The 15,105-nt window shown below is 68.9% G+C and carries 14 protein-coding genes and 2 pseudogenes; 8 read left to right on the top strand and 8 right to left on the bottom strand.

Annotated features, from left to right (window positions below; translation table 11 throughout):
* A partial coding sequence (locus ACFU6I_RS40120) for an amidase family protein (RefSeq protein WP_384376842.1) occupies nt 1-677 on the top strand: 677 nt, incomplete at its 5' end.
* A 406-nt stretch (nt 678-1,083) separates the two neighbouring features.
* Here ACFU6I_RS40120 and ACFU6I_RS40115 read toward each other — a convergent pair.
* The 6 genes from ACFU6I_RS40115 to ACFU6I_RS40090 all read right to left on the bottom strand — a co-directional run bounded on the left by ACFU6I_RS40115 (nt 1,084) and on the right by ACFU6I_RS40090 (nt 6,989).
* Nucleotides 1,084-1,728, bottom strand: coding sequence for an SMI1/KNR4 family protein (locus ACFU6I_RS40115; protein ID WP_384376839.1), 645 nt, complete (start codon nt 1,726-1,728; stop codon nt 1,084-1,086).
* Between the two features lie 330 nt (nt 1,729-2,058).
* Entirely contained in the window at nt 2,059-3,330 is a 1,272-nt protein-coding gene (locus ACFU6I_RS40110) for a tyrosine-type recombinase/integrase (protein ID WP_384376836.1), read from the bottom strand.
* A gap of 74 nt (nt 3,331-3,404) precedes the next feature.
* A complete protein-coding gene (locus tag ACFU6I_RS40105; protein ID WP_384376833.1) occupies nt 3,405-3,644 on the bottom strand; it encodes a helix-turn-helix domain-containing protein in 240 nt (79 codons plus the stop codon).
* A gap of 455 nt (nt 3,645-4,099) precedes the next feature.
* Nucleotides 4,100-5,575, bottom strand: coding sequence for an ATP-binding protein (locus ACFU6I_RS40100; protein WP_384376830.1), 1,476 nt, complete (start codon nt 5,573-5,575; stop codon nt 4,100-4,102).
* A 2-nt stretch (nt 5,576-5,577) separates the two neighbouring features.
* Entirely contained in the window at nt 5,578-6,444 is an 867-nt protein-coding gene (locus tag ACFU6I_RS40095; protein ID WP_384376827.1) for a bifunctional DNA primase/polymerase, read from the bottom strand.
* 116 nt (nt 6,445-6,560) lie between these two features.
* A complete protein-coding gene (locus ACFU6I_RS40090; protein WP_384376824.1) occupies nt 6,561-6,989 on the bottom strand; it encodes a MarR family transcriptional regulator in 429 nt (142 codons plus the stop codon).
* 492 nt (nt 6,990-7,481) lie between these two features.
* Between ACFU6I_RS40090 and ACFU6I_RS40085 the strand changes: the two genes are divergently transcribed.
* The 3 genes from ACFU6I_RS40085 (at nt 7,482) to ACFU6I_RS40075 (ending at nt 8,928) form a co-directional block, all read left to right on the top strand.
* Entirely contained in the window at nt 7,482-7,664 is a 183-nt protein-coding gene (locus ACFU6I_RS40085) for a hypothetical protein (protein WP_384376820.1), read from the top strand.
* A gap of 667 nt (nt 7,665-8,331) precedes the next feature.
* A complete protein-coding gene (locus ACFU6I_RS40080; protein WP_345512313.1) occupies nt 8,332-8,556 on the top strand; it encodes a hypothetical protein in 225 nt (74 codons plus the stop codon).
* 159 nt (nt 8,557-8,715) lie between these two features.
* Nucleotides 8,716-8,928 carry a hypothetical protein gene (locus ACFU6I_RS40075; protein ID WP_384376817.1) on the top strand — a complete coding sequence of 71 codons (213 nt, stop codon included), beginning with the start codon at nt 8,716-8,718 and terminating at the stop codon, nt 8,926-8,928.
* Between the two features lie 233 nt (nt 8,929-9,161).
* On the opposite strand, the gene ACFU6I_RS40070 is transcribed toward ACFU6I_RS40075, so the two are convergent.
* Nucleotides 9,162-11,942, bottom strand: a complete 2,781-nt coding sequence (locus ACFU6I_RS40070; RefSeq protein ID WP_384376814.1) for a SpoIIE family protein phosphatase — start codon at nt 11,940-11,942, stop codon at nt 9,162-9,164.
* Nucleotides 11,943-12,105: 163 nt separating this feature from the next.
* On the opposite strand from ACFU6I_RS40070, the gene ACFU6I_RS40065 reads away from it, so the two are divergent.
* The 4 genes and pseudogenes from ACFU6I_RS40065 to ACFU6I_RS40050 all read left to right on the top strand — a co-directional run.
* Nucleotides 12,106-13,049, top strand: a protein-coding gene (locus ACFU6I_RS40065; RefSeq protein WP_384376811.1) for an IS5 family transposase whose coding sequence is annotated in 2 segments (ribosomal slippage) — nt 12,106-12,492 and nt 12,495-13,049 — 942 coding nt in all. Because the reading frame shifts where the segments join, the coding sequence is not laid out codon by codon here.
* 249 nt (nt 13,050-13,298) lie between these two features.
* Nucleotides 13,299-13,781 (top strand): annotated as a pseudogene (locus tag ACFU6I_RS40060) (transposase); the annotation flags it as partial.
* A gap of 199 nt (nt 13,782-13,980) precedes the next feature.
* Nucleotides 13,981-14,187, top strand: a complete 207-nt coding sequence (locus tag ACFU6I_RS40055; RefSeq protein ID WP_384376808.1) for a hypothetical protein — start codon at nt 13,981-13,983, stop codon at nt 14,185-14,187.
* Nucleotides 14,188-14,205: 18 nt separating this feature from the next.
* A pseudogene (locus ACFU6I_RS40050) lies at nt 14,206-14,364 on the top strand (transposase); the annotation flags it as partial.
* Here the strand turns inward: ACFU6I_RS40050 and ACFU6I_RS40045 are convergent.
* A complete protein-coding gene (locus ACFU6I_RS40045) occupies nt 14,303-14,770 on the bottom strand; it encodes a hypothetical protein (protein WP_384376805.1) in 468 nt (155 codons plus the stop codon). The pseudogene ACFU6I_RS40050 and the gene ACFU6I_RS40045 overlap by 62 nt on opposite strands.
* Nucleotides 14,771-15,105: the final 335 nt, after the last annotated feature.

Here is a 15,105-nt window from a genome sequence, read left to right as displayed (position 1 = left end):
GGGCCCCCCGACGCGCGCGCAGCGGACTGACCCCCCCCCGGCCGGCCGCCCCCGCGGGCCATCGGGCGCCCCCCCCCGCGCCCACCCCGGCGCCCCGGCTGTGCGAGAGCCTCGGACACGAGGTGGAGGAGGCCACGGCCGCCTACCGGCCGGGGGACGTCGCCGCTGCCTCGGCCGTGGTGATGAACAGCAACCTGGTCGCGCAGATCGACGCCCGTCTTGAGCAGCTCGGCCGCCCGCTGGCCGACGACGACCTAGAACCGTTCACGCGGGTGATCTACGACACCTACCGGGCCCTCACCGCCACGGACGTCAGCCGGGCCCTCGGGCGCATGCAGGAGATCGGCTGGGCGGTCGGCTCCGCGTTCACGACGTACGACGTGCTGCTGAGCCCGACGCTCGCCCGGCCCACGCCCCTGCTCGGCACGCTCGACACCGGTCGGCCGGAATCGATCTACGAACACGCCTCGGTCTACTCCGCGTTCACCAGCGTCCACAACGTCACCGGCATGCCCGCGATGTCCGTCCCGCTCGGCTGGGACGGCGACGGGCTGCCGCTGGGCGTCCAGTTCGCCACCGACCTCGGGGGCGAGGGGCTCCTGCTCTCCCTGGCCGCGCAACTGGAACAGGCCGCGCCCTGGGCGGCGACGCGAGTCCAGGAGGGACCGCTCACCTGACGCCCCGAAGACGGCCTTCCGGGTGAGTCGTTCTGCCGGCTGGGGATGCCGCCGAGGACGGTGCCCCGGTCCACGAGTTCCACGAGTCGGGTCAGACGCCGGGCTGCTCGGCGGTGATCGCCAGCACGAGGGTGTTCTCGCCCTGCTTCCTTGGGAATCCCGAGGCGATGACGGACTCCTTCGCGGCGCGACGTTGTTGACGTACTGGCCGGTGTTCCAGCCGCTGACGAAGATCTGCCCCCGCTACTTGTCCGCACTACGCCGAGATCCCGCGAGGGGCGTTTCCGATCAGATATGCCGAAGTCAGGTAACGGGCAGTCCGCAGACTGCCCGACTCGCCGAAAGGTTACGGGGCCGGACCACTCGCCCCGAAGCAGCTCCACCGACCTCACTATCCGCTGCTGTGTCATGACCGATGCAAGGTCCGGTCACTGCGCAGCGGTATGAAGTTCCAGTCCAGCCTCTGCTCCTCGTCCACTACGGGCGTGTAGTCGTTGAGGGACTGGTTGGTCTCGAGAGACGTGGCGATCGTCTCCATGAGCACCGGCAGGGACGTCCACATCTCGTGCGATCCACGCATAATGCCTTCCACAGCCTCGGGTTCGTGGACGCGCCCCCGGTCGATCTCGGGACGATGGTCCAGTACGAGGTAACCCCCGCCGACATCCCGCGCGATGGGGATCAACTGCGAATGTCCGTACAGGACGTTGCTGGCCCCGAGCTTCATGAAGTCGTAGTCCGCCGCCTCTCCTTCCTCGTCCGCCGTGCGCTTGTCGTAGAACCCGGTGAAGAGTTGCCACGCAGCTGCTATCTCGCGTGCACTCATCGGCCTGTAGAACCCTGGCAGCAGCGAGAATCGCTGGTGGAGGAGGCCGTCGTGCCGCGACAACGACATCACCAAGGGCTTCAGCAGTGGCCGGCCGATGACGCGTTCGGCTGCGGCGATGTCCGCCGGATCCGCGGGCGGCGCCAGCGCGGCGTAGGTCGCCGGGGCGTGCTCGGCCAGCCAGCTCTCGATTCGCGTCCACGACTCACTGATCGGTGCGGTCATAGCACGGCATCCTGCCACCTGGTGCTGACAACCTCCGGGGAACACCCAGACGGTGGCCGTGACCCCGATACATCCGACTGGGGCCGTCTCCGGGGCGTCCGAGGGGGCTCAACGATGACAGGCGACAACAACCGCCGACCGCTAACCCGCAGGCCAGAAGGGCGGCGGCTGGAGTACGTACAGGTCAGAAAGGTGCCGCGTCACTTCTTCGACATTTAAGAACGCCGCAGGTCAGAGCGGGTTTCCGCTCCCCTGGGCCGTCTGTGGGCCGTCGGCCGTGTTCCTCCCCTCTCGGAAGGCACGGCCGACGGCCTTTTCTGTGAGCGCCGATCAGGCCGCCACAGGCACCGCTCCGTCGTCGCCATCGTCGTCAGCGCCCGCCGCTCCAAAGGCAGAGTCGATGGCCTTCCGCGCGCGGTCCTGACTGTTTGGCATCAGGTGCGTGTACGTGCGGAGAGTGAAGCCGGGGTCCGAGTGCCCGAGGTACTCGGCAAGAGCCTTGATGTTCTCCCCCGCGTCCAGAAGCACCGACGCGTAGTAGTGCCGCAGCGCGTGCATGCCGTGCTCGCGCGACTTCGTGAACCGCTCCCCCGGCTCGCGCTCCGGGATGACGCCGGCCGAGACGAGCGCGGGCTTCCACAGGTACATGTTGAAGTAATTGCGGTTCAGCGCCTTCCGCTCGCGCGAGTAGAAAAGCAGCGTTGCCGTCACGAGCGGACCGTCCGGCGTCTTCCAGGGCAGCGTCACCTCGACTGGTGGCCGACGGGTGATGTGCTCTGCGAGCGCGTGCGACACGGAGTCGGCCAGCGGAACATCTCGCAGCTTGCCACCCTTGGGCGGGGCAAACACGAGGTGAGGGTCGACCAACTTCACCTGCCGTACGACGTGAACGGCGCCCCCGAGGAAGTCCACCTCGTCGACGGCGAGGCCGAAGACTTCACCCTGCCGGAGGCCACATCCGGCGCCGACGTCGACTGTCGTGCCGTACTGCTGCGGGAGCGCGGCTCGGACTGCGAGCACGCGGTGATGCGTCCACGGCTTAAGCTTCCTGGCGTCCAGCTTGGGCGCCTTGACCGACCCCGCTCGGCAGGGGTTTCGGGCGATAATGCCGTCGTCGACCGTCGCCGCAAAGACGGCGGAGACGTTGGCGAAGATGACGCGCTGGTACGACGCCGCGATGCCGGAGTCCTTTAACGCACGGGCCCACGTACGAATGTGGCCCGGCTGAAAGGCGCTGAGCGAACGAGCACCGACGTGCGGGAAGGCGTGGAGGCGGAAGCGCAGCTCCATAGCTGTGATGGTGGCCGGGTCCGTCGTCTGCGACGCAAGCCACTGAGTGGCGAACTGCTGGAACGTGACCATCCCTGCGGACGGGTCGACGTACTGCCCTCGGTTCATGTCCGCCGCGATCTGCGTCAGCCAAACCTCGGCAAGTCGCTTCTGCTTGTCCGGGAACGAACGGCTGCGCTCAGTACCGTCCGGCGCGACGTAGCGAGCGCGATATCGCATGCCCGTGCCGTAGCGCTCGGTCTTCACACGCACGGTCTTCCCGGCGTGGTTCAACTCGGTCTTGTACCAGCGGTCTTGGATGTGGCCTGCCATGGGGCGGCAATCCCTTCTGGGAAATGGACAGGGAGGGCCACTGGGTGGCCCTCCCTGGGTGGTGAGATGTCGTTTCAGGCGGCGTCGGCGGTCATGCGTTCGGCGACGTAGCGGTGCACGACGGCGGGGTCGTATCGGATGTGCTTGCCGATGCGGAAGCCAGGCGGTCCGGTGCGCTTCTTGCGCCACTGGTAGACGGTCTCTTTGGGGACGTCGAAGATCTCGGCGATGTCGTCGGGGGTGAGGTAGCGGTCGGGGAGACCGCCCCGGAGGGTGGCCCGGGGGTCGGGTTGAGCGGAACGGGTTCGGCTCATGAGGTCCTCGGCGTCGAGTCGTGTCGCGTTCGGGGGCTCCTCGGGAGTTCGCGCCTGTCCGAGGTGCGGATTTCTGCGTCACAGCGTCACCAGCGTCATGCGGGTCTGTGACCTGCGGCTTTGTGTGACGCAGTGGTGTGGGGGTGCGTCATCGCTGCGTCACGGGCTGCGTCACGGCGTGACGCAGGTGACGCAGGATGACGCAGAGCCCGTCGTCTGCGTCACGCCCTTAGCCGCAGCTCAGGGGCCGTTTTCCGACCTGAGTGACGCAGGTGACGCAGAGCTTCCCTACTTAGGAAAGAGAAGGGGGTGTCTGTAGTAGTGCGGTGTGCCTTACAGCGTGAAGAGGGAGCCGCTGCGCGGCGCGACCATCGGGCGGCGTTCCGCCGAACAGCAAGAAGAGCACCCGGCGCGGCGTGCTCTTCTTGCTTGTCCGGGCGACCGGGCGGTGTGGGTCAGAACGCTGCCTTCTGCTCGTACGGCGGCGGGTCGGTCCGGCGGACCATTTCGAGGTAGCGGCCCTCGCGGGTCCGGCCGCTGTCGATGAGCACACCGCGAGCGGCCAGGGTGGGCTGGAGGCGCTTGAGCCGGTCGGAGAGAACCTTGCCCGTCGTCGGCCAGCCCTTGGGCAGGGGGCGCAGTTCGTCGCCGCTGTAGAGGCGACTGAGGTGGTGCAGCCACTCGGTGGAGGTCATTCGCTGCTCTGCGCCCGGCTCGATGGTGTCGGCATGCTTGAGAACGGTCTGGGCGAGGAGATCGCCCTCGATCACGTCGTCGTTGAGATCGTCCAGACTGGCCCGGTAGGCGGTGAGCGCCCCGAGGCCGGTTGCCGCGTCGAGCTGCGCGCACAGGTGCGCGAAGTCCGCCATCCGCAGATCGGTGGGGGTCTCCGCTTCGGCGGCGCGGACCTTGACCGTGAGGTCGAGGAGAGAGCCGAGGATGACGGGCAGCGCCTCTTCGAACTCCGCCCACAGTTCGGCTTCGGTGCGCCTCACGCGGGGCCGCTCCAGGCGCAGGGGCAGGAGCCGTTCCGCGAGGTCGGGCCGGATGACTCCCACGTCGATGCCGGTCAGGAGCAGGGGGCGGCGGTAGCGGGCCCGGTGCACGTCCCCGTCGGTGAGCAGCGCCCTTTTCACCGACTCGGCTCCGGTGACGATGCAGCACATGGCGTCGGACAGGTCCGGGGTCATGTGGGACAGGTTGTCCAGCGCGGTGACCCACCCCGCCGCGACCGCCGCGATCAGGTTCTCCTCGTCCTTCGGCGCCCGACGCAGGTCACCGCTCATGCCCTCGATGATCCTGATGAGCATCCGCCCACCTGTGGACTTCCCCGCCCCCTGCGGGCCGGTGAGGAAGGGGGCGGGGACGGGCACGGACGGGCCGAGGCAGCCGATTAGCCAGGCGATGGCCAGGCATTCGGTCTCGGCGGTGGCGAAGTTGCAGAGCCTGAGCAGGAGGTCGATGCCCTTGCTGTTGGTGTCCTTGGCCGGTAACGGGAGTTCTCCGGTGAGCTGGGTGCGCCGCCAGCACACCTCGCGCGGGTCGGGGATGGCGATGTCCCAGCCGGTGGGGTGGATGCGGACGGACTGGCCGTCATTGCGGCCCAGGTCCAGCCACGTCGCTCCGTCGAATCCGGGGGCGACGCGGATCTGCACGGCCTGGGTGGCCTCGGTCAGCGCGAGGGCTTCGATCAGGTCCAGCGCCTCTTTGAGGGCGGTTCCGTTGAACATGCCGCGCCCGTCCTTGAACAGGCCGACCATGAGTTCCTGGCGGTGGCTGCCTGTCGTGCCCTGGGAGCGGATCGGGCGGGCTACGGGGTGGCCGTTCTTCTGCGCGTAGACGGTGCCGTCGGCGGTGCGGAAGTACCGGAAGTGCGCTTGTGCGTAGTCGGTGATGACCTCACGGGCGGGGTTCTTCTCGTCGTCGGACATGGTCACAGTCCCAACTGGGTGCGGGCGTTGGTCCATGCGTCGGTGCAGTGCCGGGGCGATTCGTCCTTGGTCTGCGCGGCGGTGAACAGCCGCGCGATGTGGGTGTCGGTGAGGCAGCCGCACCGGCCGTGCGTGGAGAGCACGGCAAGGAAGGTCCGGTAGACGGTCGTGTGAACCGCACTGCGGGCCTCGGTGATGCGCTGCTCGGCCATGGCGATGCCACGGTCCAGGTAGGCGGGCGTGCGGTGACGGCACTCCCCGCCTGGCGCTAGCGCGGTGATGACGTGTGGTGCAGGCCGGACCGTGGAGGGCTCCTTCAGGGCCAGCGCGCGCACGGCTTCGGGCAGATCGGTCATGGTGCCGGTGCCGGGTCCGAGCCACCGGGCGTACGCCATCGACGACTTGATGTCCACGCCCGGTCGGACCGCGTTCGCGGACCGCATGGTCCCCAGGTAAATCCAGTGTTCCCCGCGGGTGGTGGGCACGGTCCGGGTGGCGGGCAGCGCCTGGCGGGCCCAGGCGACCGCGTCAGCGTCGTCGAGGTCCACCACGGTGAGCCCGGCCCCGCCGGGGTGGTACGCGACGGCTCCGGCCTGGTGCCATGCGTCGGCCCATGCGGGGGACTGGAGTACGGCGGGGTCGGTGGTGGCGGTAGCCCAGCCATGGCACGGCCGCGGGCACTGGCAGGCCCCCGGCGTCTTCATGTTCGGGCGGTCGCCGCACGCATTACCGGTGCAGGAGGGGCAGTTCCCGAACGGGAGCTTGCCCGCGCGCAGAGGCAGGACGGGTACGCCTGCCGCTGCAAGGTCCAGAGCGTCCAGTAAGCGCGGCCGGTGGCCGTCTCGCCGGATCGGGATGGGTTGAGTCATGCTGGATGTCTCCAGTTCTGTGATGAGTGCTGGCAGACGAGGGCGGCCCCGCTTCATTGGCGTGAGAGGGGGCCGCCCTTGGCGTGTTGATGGAGGGTTAGGTCAGGCGGGGGTGCTCAGGCCGCTTCCTGTCCGGGCAGGAGCATGCCGTCGTCGGTCTTGCGGAGGGCTCCCGTGGACGTGAGGGCTTTGATCTCGCGGGAGACGGTGCCCTTGTTGATTCCGGTCCGGTCGGTGATGTCTCGCAGGGTGCGAGCCCCGTCGTGCACAGCCCGCAGGACCCGGTCCCGATTGCTCGCCGGCGCGGGTGTCGCTGTGGCGGTGCTCGGCTCCTTGACCAGGTGCAGGGGGCTCCTGGACGGCTTGGAGGATTCCCGGTGCCATACGGGCCGGTTCGGGAGGGCGATGACGTCGGCCGGGGAGAATGCCCGGGTCTTGACGGGGTTGGGCTTGGCCTTGGGGCTGGATCGCAGCATCGCGACGCCGGGCATGGGCAGCTTGTGCGCGTGCCAGCCGTCCTCGGTGGCGTCCTCTCCGAAGACCACCCGGGACTCCGAGGACGTCGACAGGGCGAGTGAGGCCCGGTAGGTGATCTGTGCGCTGATCTGCGGGTCAGCCCGGGGCTCTTGCCGTCCATCGTCGGCTTCTGCGTGGCCCAGATCAGAATGATCTCGGCGGCGCGTGCCATGCGCGCGAGGGTGCGCAGGTTCTCCATGATCCGGCTGTAGTCCGGGCCGGGGCCGTCCTCGGTGCGGGGCGTCTTGAACTTGGCCATGGAGATGATCTCGGCACCCTCGTCCACGAAGACCGTGATGCGGGGGCGGTTCGCGCTGATCGCGATCACGTCGCTGCCGCGCGGGATCTCGTCCAGCCGCTCGTGCATCTCCTCCACCAGCTCGTCGGTCACGTCCAGGACGTCGTCCCGGCGCACCGCCGTGCGGGCACGGTGTTCCCAGTTCAGGGCCTCCACCCGCTTGGGGTCGATGACGATCAAGCGGTGGTCGACGCTCTCCGAAGCTTCCGCGAGGAGAGCCCGCGTGGACCAGCTCTTGCCGGCACCGGACGTGCCCGCGATCAGCATCCGGCGACCGAGCGGCACGAACACCGGCTCGCCGGTGATCGTGTCGATGCCCCACGGCGCCCCGGGCTCCCAGCCGGACAGGTCGATGCCGTCGGCCGCGCTGCGGGTCCGCAGCGTGATGGTGGCGCGGTCGCCGTGACTGCCGGATTTGATCTCCATCCGCAGATCGGTCCGCGCCCCGAGCAGGGCCCGGATCTCGTCCGCCTTCGCACCGAACGTCTTCGGCGTCCACCGCCCGTCCAGCCGCACGTGCGAGATCAGCCCGGCTGGGGTGAGCTTCGCGGGCGTGGGCACGGTGCCGGACAAGCCGCGGGCGTCGGCGTTCTGGACCCAGAACGACGGGTCGAGCCGCGAGGCCAGCCGCTGCTCTTCTGCGCTCATCCCGTCATCGAGCCGGACCGACGGCTGACGCCGGCCCAGCCACAGGCCTGCGACGTTCAGGCCGATCAGCCCGGCGGACACGGACGCCGGCCACAGCGTGAGCGCGTGTGTGGCCTCCGACATCAGCCACGTGGCCAGTCCGCTCGGCACCGTGTGTGCGACGTGCGCTCGGACCGCCACGCTCGTGAGCGTCGCCGGGCATCGACTCCTGGAACTCCGAGGCCAGACCGTTCACCTGGACCGCAACTGCCGAAGAGATCCTGACGAAGGTCCGACTCGTCCAGACCAACGTCAAGAAACTCGTCGCAAACAACTCAAAGTGATGCAAACGGAATCACGAGACACTAGGGATCCTCGACTGAGCCCCCGCACGAGCGAGTGCGGGGGCTCGATCCATATTCGGATGGCCGGAGCACACTGGGAGCATGTCCGGACAAGCGCCCGTGATCGTTCACCCGCCGCAGCCGGACGGCGGACGGCGGGTGACGATCCGCGATGAGCACGTCGGCACGGCGTACCACCTCCTTGACGTGGTGGAGTTCCTACGCCTCGCAGGCCTGCCCGAGGCTGATACGAAGATCGACGACCCGGAGCTGCTCGAATGGCGCGGCGGGGGACCGTCCTATTGGGCTCCGGAGGCGCGCGGCTGAGGTTTTGCGGTTGGGTATACGTGAGCCCCCGCACGAGAGTATGCGGGGGCTTCGCTGTGCCCCTGTACATGCCCGGACGAGCCGAGAGACCCTGGTTAGGCAGGCCCATCCGGGCTGGGGGCTGTGCCGTGCAACGCTGCTCCTGCCACGGGGTGCGCAATGCGAGTGGAATTGATCAAAAGCGCCGCCGACGTGCTGCTGGACGTCCCCGCCGACGCGCGCAAGGAGATCGTCATGCTCATTAGCGCTGCGGCCGAGGCTCCGTTCCCGCCGCCAGGGGCGAAAGCGGCAGCGTTCGGCAATCAGTGCTGGGTCGAGTACATGGCCCGGGGCAACGTGATCGAAGTGATTGACGTTGGGTGTCTCTGCTGACGGCGCTACGCGGCGGCGCTCTGCTCGGTCGCGCCCTGGGACGCTCGCGCACACCGAGTACCAGCGCGTCTGACCTTGGAGAGCCACGGGTCTCACTTGCGGTCTCAGTAGCTGCTCCGCCCGGTGTTGTCCGCCAGCGTCCAATGGCTTCGGGCAGCGCGGGCCCCTGCCAAGTTGGCAGGGGCCCGCGGCATGAACAACAGAGGAGCGCCGGGACCTGCCCCTAGCTATAGCTAGAAAGGCATGGCGTCGAACAGCCCGGGCGTCGTGGTGAGGGCCTGTTCCGTCCAGATGACCTTGCCCCGTTCCGTGTACCTGGTCCCCCAGCGTTCGGCGAGCTGGGCGACGAGGTACAGTCCGCGGCCGCCCTCGTCGGTGCTGGCGGCGTAGCGGAGGTGGGGCGCGGTGCTGCTGCCGTCGGAGACCTCGCAGACGAGGGTGCGGTCGCGGAGCAGGCGGACGTGGATGGGCTCGGTGCCGTAGCGGACGGCGTTGGTGATCAGCTCGCTGAGGATGAGTTCCGTGGTGAAGGAGAGCGACTCCAGGCCCCAGGCCGTGAGTTGTCCGACGCACGCCGAGCGGACGCGGGAGACGGCGGCGGGGTCGCGGGGCACGTCCCAGGTGGCCACCTGGTCGGGGGCGAACAGGTGCGTGCGCGCGACGAGAAGCGCGACATCGTCGCTCGGGTTCGGTTGCACCATCGCGTCGAAGACGGCCGTGCAGATCTCCTCCGGGGACCCGTTGGTGCGGGCCCTGGACAGGCAGCCGTGCAGCCGGGTGAGCCCGTCCTCCAGGTCCCGGTGCCGGTTCTCGACAAGCCCGTCCGTGTAGAGCACGAGCCGGGATCCCGCCTCCAGCCGCAGCTTGGCCGTCTCGAAGGGCAGGGTTCCCACGCCGAGGGGCGGACCCGCGGGCAGGTCGACGAACTCGACACCACCGTCGGGCCGTACGAGCGCGGGAAAGGGGTGGCCCGCCCGCGCCATGGTGCAGCGTCCGGACACCGGATCGTAAATGGCGTACAGGCAGGTGGCGCCCGTGATCCGCCCGCCATCGCCCTCTTCCCCCTCCACGGCCGCCTCGTCCTGATCGATGCGGGCCACCAGCTCGTCGACGTGGGCGATCAGCTCGTCGGGGGGCAGGTCGAGGGTGGAAAAGTTGTGGACCGCCGTGCGCAGCCTGCCCATGGTGGCCGCGGCGTGCAGGCCGTGGCCGACGACGTCGCCGACGACCAGCGCCACACGGAATCCCGGCAGCGGGATGACGTCGAACCAGTCCCCGCCGACGCCACGGTGCGCCGGGCGGTAGCGGTACGCCAGGTCCAGGGCGCTCTGCTTGGGCACACCGCGGGGCAGCAGGCTGCGTTGCAGCGTCTCGGCCATGGTGTGCTCACGGGTGAAGCGGCGGGCGTTGTCGACGGCGATCGCCGCGCGGGCGACCAGCTCGTCGGCGAAGGAGACGTCGTCGTCCCCGAACGGTTCGGAATCCCCGAAGCGCCAGAAGTTGACCATGCCCAGGACCAGGCCGCGCGCCTGGAGCGGCGCGGAGATCAGCGAGTGGATCCCGTACGACAGGATGGCGTCGGAGTTCTCGGGGTCGCGCGACCGCCACGCGTGCGCCTGGCTTAGATCGGCGGCGAGTACGGCGCGGCCGGTGTCCAGGCTGAGGCCCTCCGGTGTCGCGGAGGCGAAGCTCATCGTCGACCCGACGGGGTAGAGCGGGTGGTCGTCCCTGATGCCGCTCGCCGCCGTGCGGCGGATCTGCGGGCCCCGCGCCGTGCCCGTGCCCAAGGGCGGTTCGTCGCCCCGCAGGACGGGATCGGCCAGCTCGACCGTGGCGAAGTCCGCGAACCGTGGCACCGCCACGTCCGCCAGCTCCTGCGCGGTCCGCACCACGTTCAGCGTGGTCCCGACCCGCATTCCCGCGTCGTAGAGCAGTTGCAGGCGGGAGCGGGCCAGCTCGGCCTGCCCGGCCAGGCGCCTCAGCTCGGTGGTGTCGCGCAGCGTCGCGACACTGCCGGGCTGTCCGCCGTAGGGCTCCGTCGGGCGGTTGTTGACGGCGAGCAGGCGGTCTCCGGCCAGGTGCACCTCGTCGGTGACGACGTGCCCGGACGCCAGCAGCCCGGCCAGCTTCGGATCAAGCCCGAGGTCCTGGACCGGCCGACCCTCGGGCTCGGGGGGCAGATCCAGCAGGCGTCGGGCCTCGTCGTTGGCCAGGATCAGCCGGTCGTCCCCGCCGACGATCAGCACGCCCTCGCGGGCCGCGTGCAGCACCGCGTGGTGGTGCTCGTACATCCGTGTCATCTCGGACGGCCCCAGGCCATGCGTCTGGCGGCGCAGCCGCCGCCTCGCCAGGGCCGCGCCGGCCATGCCGAGGGCCAGCGCGACAGCGGTGCCGCCGAGGAGCACCGGCAGCTGGCGGTTCACGACACCGGTCACGTGCTCGGCCGTGATGCCTACCGACACGAACCCCGCAACCGAGCCATCGGGCCTCTTGATGGGCGCGGTCGTGTCGACGGTGAGGCCCAGGGGCGAGGCGATGGTGACGGTGCTCGGCCCCTTCCGGGCGTACTCGTACGGGCCGAAGACATGTTTCCCGATCAGCTGGGGATTGGGATGGGTGTAGCGGATGCCCCGGGAGTTGTAGATGACGACGTAGTCGAGGCCGGCGCTCTTCCGGGTCTGTTCGGCGCGCGGCTGCAGAATCGCGCTCGGATGAGCGCTCTCAAGGGCCTGCACCACCCCCGGGGACTGCGACACTGCGATGGCGGCGGCGGCCGTGCGGTGTTCCGCGTCGCTCTTGCTGTAGTGCTGGGCTTGTAGGACGAGCGCCGCCAGCGCCGCGACGACGAGTAGCACCACGGCTGCCAGCAGCCAGAGGAAAGTCTGCCCGGCAACGCTGCGCCCCCTCGGCCAGGACCGCAGGCGACGCGCCCAGGAATGGTGTTCCGCCGGTCCGCCAAGATCCCTGCCGCCAACAGTGCGACCACGCTCTTCGTGCATCCGGGCCGTCCCCATGCGTGTGGGTCTGTGCCTCCCTTCCCACGCTGCCACTGCGCCGGGAGATACGCACATGAGGGAATCGGGGACAACGGGTACGCGGACCAGGGACGCCCCAGCACTACTAGGAGCTGTCCGGCCGATCATGTGACTGTCGTCGGGTCGGATCGTTGTCCTGGGTATGGGGCGGGGTGAACGCGGCGATCTGTCGGATGCGGAGTGGGAGCGGTTGCGGCCATTCCTGCCGGTGAGCAACGGTCGGTGCGGGCGGTGGCGTGATCACCGGCAGGTGATCGACAGGATCCTGCACCGGGTGAGGACCGGGGTGCACTGGCGCGATTTGCCGGAGCGGTTCGGGCCGTGGAAGACGGTCTACGAGCGCCATCGGCTCTGGTCGGCGGACGGCACGTGGGAACGCCTGCTGCAGCAGGTCCAGGCCGCAGCTGACGCGGCCGGCGAGATCGACTGGGACGTCTCGGTGGACTCCACCATCGTGCGAGCCCACCAGCACGCGGCCGGTGCCCGCATCGATCCGCCGCCGGCCCTTGCCGGCTCAAAGGGGGACGAGGCGCTGGAACACCAGGACGAAACTCCGTGGCAGAGCCTCGTCGGCCGGCTGGTGGAGGTGGTGCGGGAGGCGAGGGCCTGGGGCGTTCACGCGGGGGCTTCACCAGCAAGATCCACCTGAGCGCGGACGGTTTCTGCCGTCCGTTGTCTCTGATCGTCACGCCGGGGCAGCGGGCCGACTGCACCCAGTTCGTGCCGGTGCTGGAGAAGATCCGGGTCCCCCGTCTCGGGTCGGGCAGGCCCCGCAAGAAGCCCGACAGTGTTGCGGCCGACAAGGCCTACAGCAACGGGCCTTGCCGTCAGTACCTGCGGCGGCGCGCCATCCGGCACACGATCCCGGAGAAGGCCGACAGCCAGGCGGCCCGCCTGCGCAAAGGATCGCGAGGCGGACGGCCTCCGGGCTTCGACAAGGAGCGGTACAAGAAGCGCAACACCGTCGAACGGGCCATCAATCGACTGAAGAACTTGCGAGCCGTTGCGACCCGCTATGACAAGCGCGGCTACGTATTTCTTGGAACGGTCACCGCCGCTGCCCTGGTCATCTGGCTGCGGTCATGAATCGACGTGCTGGTCTTCCGTCCCGGACGAAACTGGCTCGGTGCCGAGTGGCCAGCGATAGCCAGCGTCATGCAGCCTGCTCAATGCCGAGTGATCGTTGGACACCAGCACCTGGGCCAACCGGGCTGCTGCGGCGACTACGGCAGACGGGTCTGTACGGTCAACGGTGGATCTTCGAACAGGAAGTGACACCTGATGACAGACGTGATCGTCTCGGCTGAGGCCGTCGAGGAAGTGCAGCCCGCCGGGATGCCGGAGGCCCTGGACGACCAGTTGATCGGGCAACTGGTGGACCGCGCGAAGGCTGGCGGGATCAAGTTGACCGGTGAGGGCGGACTGCTGCAGCAGCTGACGAAGAGGCTCTTGGAGTCCGCTCTCGAGGGTGAGATCACCGATCATCTCGGCCACGAGAAGCATGAGAGGGCCGCCGACGGCAACACCCGCAACGGCACTCGTTCGAAGACCGTGGTGACCGAGGTCGGGCCGGTCGAGATCGAGGTCCCCCGGGACCGGACGGGCAGCTTCGAGCCGCAGATCGTCAAGAAGCGGCAGCGCCGGCTGACCGGCGTCGATGAGATGGTGCTCTCGCTGTCGGCCCGCGGCCTGACCCACGGGGAGATCTCCGCCCATCTCGCGGAGGTCTACGGCGCCGAAGTCTCCAAGACGACCATCTCCACGATCACGAACAAGGTGATCGATGGCATGAACGAATGGCAGAACCGGCCCCTCGACTCGGGGCGGTTTCCATCGGTGGTTGCGACTGCTGAAGGGAGTCTGTGCGATGCCGAAGTATCCGCCGAACCGGTTGCCGTTGTCGGTGCCGAAGAGCTACTTCGAACTGCGTAGAGGTGGCCTGAAAGGGGCAGCCGCTGCCCGCCGGGTGGGCGTATCCACCAGCGCAGGCTCGGTCTGGTTCATCAAAGCTGGACGCATGCTGCTGCCCGACAAACCCATCGACGACCGCTACCTCACCCAGGACGACCGGATCACGATCGCCGAGGGCCTGCTCGCCCGCCACACCCTGCGCGATCTCATACAAGTCGAGCGGCAACTCAACCAGCGGCCCCGCCGCATCCTCGGAGACCGCACCCCGGCAGAGGCCATGAGACGCTGGTCAAGAGAACTGGCCTACCGCTGATTCGCAACGATCAGTGGAAACCGCCCGGTCTACCCGGTCCTGTTCATTGACTGCGTGCACGTGAAGCTGCGCGACGGGAAGGTGGCCAACAGGCCGATCTACGTGGTCCTGGCGGTCACCGTCGAGGGCACCCGCGAGATCCTCGGGCTGTGGGCCGGCGACGGCGGCGAGGGCGCAGTCCACCCGTGCGGGCGGGCGCGGGTCCCCGCGACAGGTAGCGCCCGGAGTCAGTCCTCACCAGCCAGCCGAGCTCGGCCGGCTTGCGCAGCTGACCGCGCACCGGCTCGACCCTGGCAGGTGTGTTCTCACTGCCCAGCCGCGCCGCGTCCTTGGCCATCACCGGCTCGGTGCGACCGGCGACGATCGCCATGAGCTTTTGGTAGCCCGCCAGCAGCGTCTCGACGCCCATGCCCTCGGTGCGGTGCGGCACCAGCAGCATCCCTCCGGTTCCCGGCGTGGCCGCGACAGGTGCACCGTTCCCGCCGGTGGGCTCCTCCAACGCCTGTTCCCAGGCTCCCTGGACGGAATGGCCGTCCTCCCGGTCGACCGGGTACTGCCGGAAGACGACCTCGGCCGCTTCCATCCTGGCCACCTCCGCCTCGATCTCGGCAAGTTCCTTGTGTAACTGCTCCGCCCGCCGCGGTCGCCGCGATCTCGGTGCTCGCGGGATCGGCGACTGTCGCGAGCGCCGCTTCCCCGCACGGCGGCTCGAAGCATCACTGCAAGCACGAGAAGTTCAACCAGCACGGGAAGTTCAACCAGCCGGGAAGTCCACCAAGATCCGCCACGGCAGCCGGCAGCACCACACGATCCACCTGAAGGGTCACCGACTGCCCGTCAAGTTCCTCGTGGCGAAGGGGCACGCGCACAGGTCGCATTGATTCCGGCCCTCTTTACGGCGCCTCCGTGCGAGCTACG

This window comes from Streptomyces sp. NPDC057486 (assembly GCF_042802415.1).
GTDB lineage: Bacteria > Actinomycetota > Actinomycetes > Streptomycetales > Streptomycetaceae > Streptomyces > Streptomyces yanii.
Note: the sequence above shows the minus strand (reverse complement) of the source record. Positions and strands in the feature narration are given on the sequence as shown.

Excerpts from the sequence above, each read along its gene's own strand:
- ACFU6I_RS40070 (WP_384376814.1), bottom strand. The coding sequence starts at position 11,942 with ATGGGGACGGCCCGGATGCACGAAGAGCGTGGTCGCACTGTTGGCGGC.
- ACFU6I_RS40075 (WP_384376817.1), top strand. The coding sequence starts at position 8,716 with ATGCGAGTGGAATTGATCAAAAGCGCCGCCGACGTGCTGCTGGACGTC.
- ACFU6I_RS40095 (WP_384376827.1), bottom strand. The coding sequence starts at position 6,444 with ATGACTCAACCCATCCCGATCCGGCGAGACGGCCACCGGCCGCGCTTA.
- ACFU6I_RS40080 (WP_345512313.1), top strand. The coding sequence starts at position 8,332 with ATGTCCGGACAAGCGCCCGTGATCGTTCACCCGCCGCAGCCGGACGGC.
- ACFU6I_RS40045 (WP_384376805.1), bottom strand. The coding sequence starts at position 14,770 with ATGGAAGCGGCCGAGGTCGTCTTCCGGCAGTACCCGGTCGACCGGGAG.
- ACFU6I_RS40115 (WP_384376839.1), bottom strand. The coding sequence starts at position 1,728 with ATGACCGCACCGATCAGTGAGTCGTGGACGCGAATCGAGAGCTGGCTG.
- ACFU6I_RS40110 (WP_384376836.1), bottom strand. The coding sequence starts at position 3,330 with ATGGCAGGCCACATCCAAGACCGCTGGTACAAGACCGAGTTGAACCAC.
- ACFU6I_RS40055 (WP_384376808.1), top strand. The coding sequence starts at position 13,981 with ATGCTGCTGCCCGACAAACCCATCGACGACCGCTACCTCACCCAGGAC.
- ACFU6I_RS40100 (WP_384376830.1), bottom strand. The coding sequence starts at position 5,575 with ATGTCCGACGACGAGAAGAACCCCGCCCGTGAGGTCATCACCGACTAC.
- ACFU6I_RS40105 (WP_384376833.1), bottom strand. The coding sequence starts at position 3,644 with ATGAGCCGAACCCGTTCCGCTCAACCCGACCCCCGGGCCACCCTCCGG.